The sequence below is a fragment of the Mycobacterium sp. NPDC003449 genome, assembly GCF_053588415.1.
On record NZ_JBSFPX010000323.1, the window covers coordinates 1 to 4,487 of the forward strand.

Genomic DNA, 4,487 nt, shown 5'->3' on the forward strand with positions numbered 1-4,487 from the left:
TGTTTTTTTTTTATTTTTTTTTTTTTTTTTTTGTTGGTGTTTTTTGGTTTGGGGGGGTGGGGGGGGTTCTCCTATTCCGTCATCGAATGGGCATCGCCCACTGGATCAGTATCGTCGTTGCGGCGTACCTGGCCTTGGCATTGATCCACTTCTTCGTGTTCAACGAGAATTGGCGCTGGGACATCGTCGGGTCCTACCTGTTCAGCGAGGTCATCCTTACCGGCGTGGCGAACACCATCCTCCTGACGGTGCTCACCACAGCCTTGGGGCTGGCAATCGGAATCGTCACCGCATACTGTCGCATGTCGTCACTGATAGTGCTGAGAATCACTGCACTACTCTATATTTGGCTGATGCGGGCGATGCCTCCGCTGGTGATGTTGTTGGTGGTATTCTTCTTCGGCGCTCTAGTTCCCACCTTCAGCGTCGGCATCCCGTTCGGACCGAGCATCGGAAACCTGGCTGCCAACGACGTCATCTCACGATTCAGCGCGGCGGTGATCGGCCTCGCCATCTATCTCGGCGCATACTCCGCAGAAATTTTTCGCGGCGGAGTCCTGTCACTACCGCCCGGTCAATTCGAGGCATGCAAATCTCTCGGCCTCTCCCAGTTCCAGGCGTGGCGAAAGATACTCGGCCCACAGCTTATTCGAGTGATCACGCCGTCGATGGCCAACGAAACCATCACGATTTTCAAGAGCACGTCCTTGGTGTCGGTCATCGGTTACACCGAACTTCTCACCACCGTGCAAACGATCTACGCTCGCAATTTCGAGACCATCCCCCTGCTGACCGTTGCCGTCATCTGGTACCTCGCCCTGACCAGCGCGGCGATGTTCGGCCAGTCGAGGCTCGAAAAGCGATTCGGACGCGGCTTCCATCGCCGCACGGTCAGCACGGCCACCTCGGAACCGACCCCCGTCAATGGAGCAACCAAATGAACGCCTCCACCCCACTGCTGCAACTGGTCGACGTGAGCAAGCACTTCGGTGATCTCAGCGCTGTGAGTAACGTCAGCTTGGATGTTCACGCCGGAACGGTCACCTGCATCGTCGGCCCTTCGGGCTCGGGCAAGAGCACGCTGTTGCGCACGATCAACATGCTCGAAGAGATCGACGGTGGCGGCCTCTTTCTCGACGGTGAGATGATCGGATACCAGCTCCGCAACGGGCACCGGGTTCTGCTGTCCAAGGCCGCCGCCAGGCGGCAGGTCATCAACTTCGGCATGGTGTTCCAGCATTTCAACCTATTCCCCAACTACACCGCGCTGGAAAACGTCACGATCGCACCGATGCTCGTGAAGAAGGTCGGAAAGGACGACGCCCGCACGGAAGCGATCCGAGTCCTGACGCAAGTGGGGTTGACGAACCGAAAAGACCACTACCCCAGCGAGTTGTCCGGCGGACAGCAACAACGCGTCGCCATCGCACGTGCGCTGGCCCTGCAACCTCGTGTGTTGTTGTTCGACGAACCCACCAGCGCCTTGGATCCCGAACTCGTCAGCGAGGTCTTGACTGTGATGCGGTCACTGGCCGATGCGGGATCGACGATGGTCATCGTCACCCACGAGATGCGCTTCGCCGAGGACGTCGCCGACGAACTGATCATGATGGACGCAGGCAAGGTCGTCGAGCGCGGCGCTCCCAAAGATGTTCTGCACAATCCGACCACGGAGCGGGCACGCAAATTCTTCGCGTCCGTCGAGACCCGATAATCGTCTGCGCGTGCAAGCGGCGGGCACCGCCCCTGCGCCCGGCGCAACTCGACCCACTCTCTCAAGAAGGAAAATACATATGCCGCACAGCGTGGTCATCGTCGGAGCGGGAGTCATCGGATCAAGCCTGGCGTACGAATTCGCACGACGGGGCTCCGATGTCACCGTCGTCGATTCCGCTGCCGTCGCATCGGTCACCAGCTCCGCCACTTTTGCCTGGGTCAATGCCAACAACAAGACTCCCCAGACCTACGCGGACCTCAACCTCGAAGGGCTTCGAGCACACGAACGTGCGCGAGATCGGCGCGCGCTGGGTTCGGCCGATTGGTTCCATCAGAGCGGCAACGTCCAGATCGCGCAGACCAGCGAGGAGATCGAGGCGCTCGAAGCGAAAGTGCGGCAGCTCTCGTCCACCGGATACGACGTCAGCCTGCTCTCGGCAGAACAAGTCCGCGACCTGGAACCGTCATTGCGGTCCGCAACCCTGAGAGGCGGTGCGCTGTTTCCATCGGAGGGATGGGTCGACACCCTCACCATGTGCACCAGCCTGCTCAACGGTGCTCGAACACGCGGCGCCCGATTCCTCCCGTTCCACACCGTCGACCGAGTGGACACCGACGGTGTGCATGCCACGTCGATCGACGGAACGCGGCAACGTTTTCACGCCGACACCACCATCCTGGCCGCCGGCAACGGCAACCGTGCAATCCTCGCGGCCACCGGAGCCGAGCTACCGGTGATCGATCCCGGCGTCGCCACAACGGCACACGGGTCCGCACGATCGACGGTAGGGCTGGTCAGCACAACAGCGCCCGTCGAATCCGGGATTAGCCATATCGTGCGCGCTACTGGCATCGCCATACGCCCAGCACGAAACGGCGGTGTGACCTTCACAGATCACCCCACCGGCAGCCAGTGGGATCTCGACGATCCCAGGATCTGGACCATCCCCGACATTCTGTTGCGGCGCGCCCGCGAACTGTATCCATCGCTTGACAACGCCTTCACCGAAACCGTCCAGCTCGGTACCCGCGTCATGCCCGAAGACGGCATGACCATCGCCGACTGGGCCGGCGACAACCGCGCGGTGTATGTCGTCGCCACCCACAGTGGTGTGACGCTGTCGGTGTTCCTCGCCGAATCCGTCGCCGACGAGGTACTCGATGGCAACCGCCACCCCGCGCTCACATCGTTCGGTCTCGCCCGGTTCTCGACGCCCTGACTGGACAACGTCGCCCAGGCACACCGTGAAAGAGGCTTGTTCCCATGACATCTAGCAAGATGGTTTCCGGCGAGGACGTGTCCGTCGAACGCTATCGAAACTTCACCGAACAGATCGCCGACTACATAGTCTCCGAACGTCAAGTGCGCTCCACTGAACCCGATCGGCAAGCAGCGTTCAAGTGCGTTCTCGATCTGGTGTGTTCAGCCTGGGCCGGCGTCGACGAGCGGGGTCCCAGCGCAGCTCGGGCAGTGGTTCAAGGAACCTTGGGTGGCGGGGATGCGCCGATTTGGTTCGCCGACGCCGCGAGCTCACCAGTGGGTGCGGCGTGGGCCAACAGCGCATCCGCGTGCGCACTCGACCTCGACGACGGTCACCGCCTCGCACGCGGCCACCCCGGCGCAGCCGTCATTCCGACCGCGCTGGCAGTCGCATCCGAGACAACTGCCGACATCGAAGATGTCATCACCGCCATCGTCATCGGTTACGAAGTCGGCGTAACGATCGGAGCTGCGCGCACATCATACGGAAACACCGGAACTTGGTCTGCTTACGCCACCGTAGCCACAGCCGCCGCGTTACGCCGTTCGCCGGCGAATGTCATTGCGCACGCGCTTGCCATCGCCGGGGAAAGCTCCCCGAACCAATTGTTCGCCAGCGCTCCAGCGCCTCGGATACCCACGCCCGAAGGCAGTGCACTCAAGGAAGGAATCCCCTGGTCGGTGGTCACCGGTCTGATGGCGTTGCACCTGGCACAGGCCGGACACACCGGACCTCGCAACATCCTGGACAGCACTCGTCATTACACGTTCCCAGCAGCTCTCGCCCTCGGATCGGCCCACCACATCGCCAACACCTACTTCAAATTGTATGCATGCTGCCGTCATGTGCATGCGCCGCTGGACGCCTTCTCCGCGCTCGTTGAAAGACACGACATCGACCCGACCACCATCGACGCCATCGAAGTCGCGACAACCAGTGGAGCGCTGCGCATCTCGAACCGGACGGCGCCGCGCAATCTCATCGACGTCCAATACAGCATTCCGTACTGCCTCGGTCTCGCCGCAGTCGTGGGTCCACAATCCTTGTTACCTCTGACAGCAGCATCGCTGAACAACGAAGCCGCCATCGAGTTGGCCGGCAAGGTCACACTCGTGTGCGATCCCGAGTTCGATCGACGATTCCCGGCCAGGACCTTCGCCCGAGTCACCGTCGCCTGCGATGACCGGCGCTATGTTTCCGACGACACCGAACCCAGAGGCGATGTGTCGAAGCCGCTTTCGTGGCTCGATCTGGAAGAGAAGTTCACTCGCGCAACCCGTTTCCTAGCAGCACCCGCGGAGCAGAGACAAGTCCTCGATTACGCACGCGAGATGAAGAACGGAAATTCAGATGCCCTGCGCCAGTTGACGACAGTTCTATCCAAGCGGGTAGCGATACAGGCATAAGACGGAAATATGACATCCCCAGACTCACGCGTCGTCAAGATGGACGCCGTGGCTATCGGGCAAGCACTATCGACAGGTTCGATAACGTCCACCGATCTGGTGG

The 4,487-nt window shown here is 61.0% G+C and carries 4 protein-coding genes; all 4 read left to right on the plus strand.

Annotated features, from left to right (window positions below; translation table 11 throughout):
* The coding region (locus ACWDTP_RS37635; protein ID WP_450028301.1) for an amino acid ABC transporter permease at positions 1-941 on the plus strand (941 nt) is incomplete at its 5' end.
* Complete coding sequence (locus ACWDTP_RS37640; protein ID WP_450028302.1) at positions 938-1,714, plus strand: amino acid ABC transporter ATP-binding protein; 777 nt, start codon at positions 938-940, stop codon at positions 1,712-1,714. The genes ACWDTP_RS37635 and ACWDTP_RS37640, both read left to right, overlap by 4 nt.
* A 79-nt stretch (positions 1,715-1,793) precedes the next feature.
* Complete coding sequence (locus ACWDTP_RS37645) at positions 1,794-2,936, plus strand: NAD(P)/FAD-dependent oxidoreductase (RefSeq protein ID WP_450028303.1); 1,143 nt, start codon at positions 1,794-1,796, stop codon at positions 2,934-2,936.
* Positions 2,937-2,980: 44 nt separating this feature from the next.
* The gene (locus ACWDTP_RS37650) at positions 2,981-4,384 is read left to right on the plus strand and encodes an MmgE/PrpD family protein (protein WP_450028304.1); all 1,404 of its coding nucleotides are present in this window, start codon (positions 2,981-2,983) and stop codon (positions 4,382-4,384) included.
* The last annotated feature ends 103 nt before the right edge of the window (positions 4,385-4,487 follow it).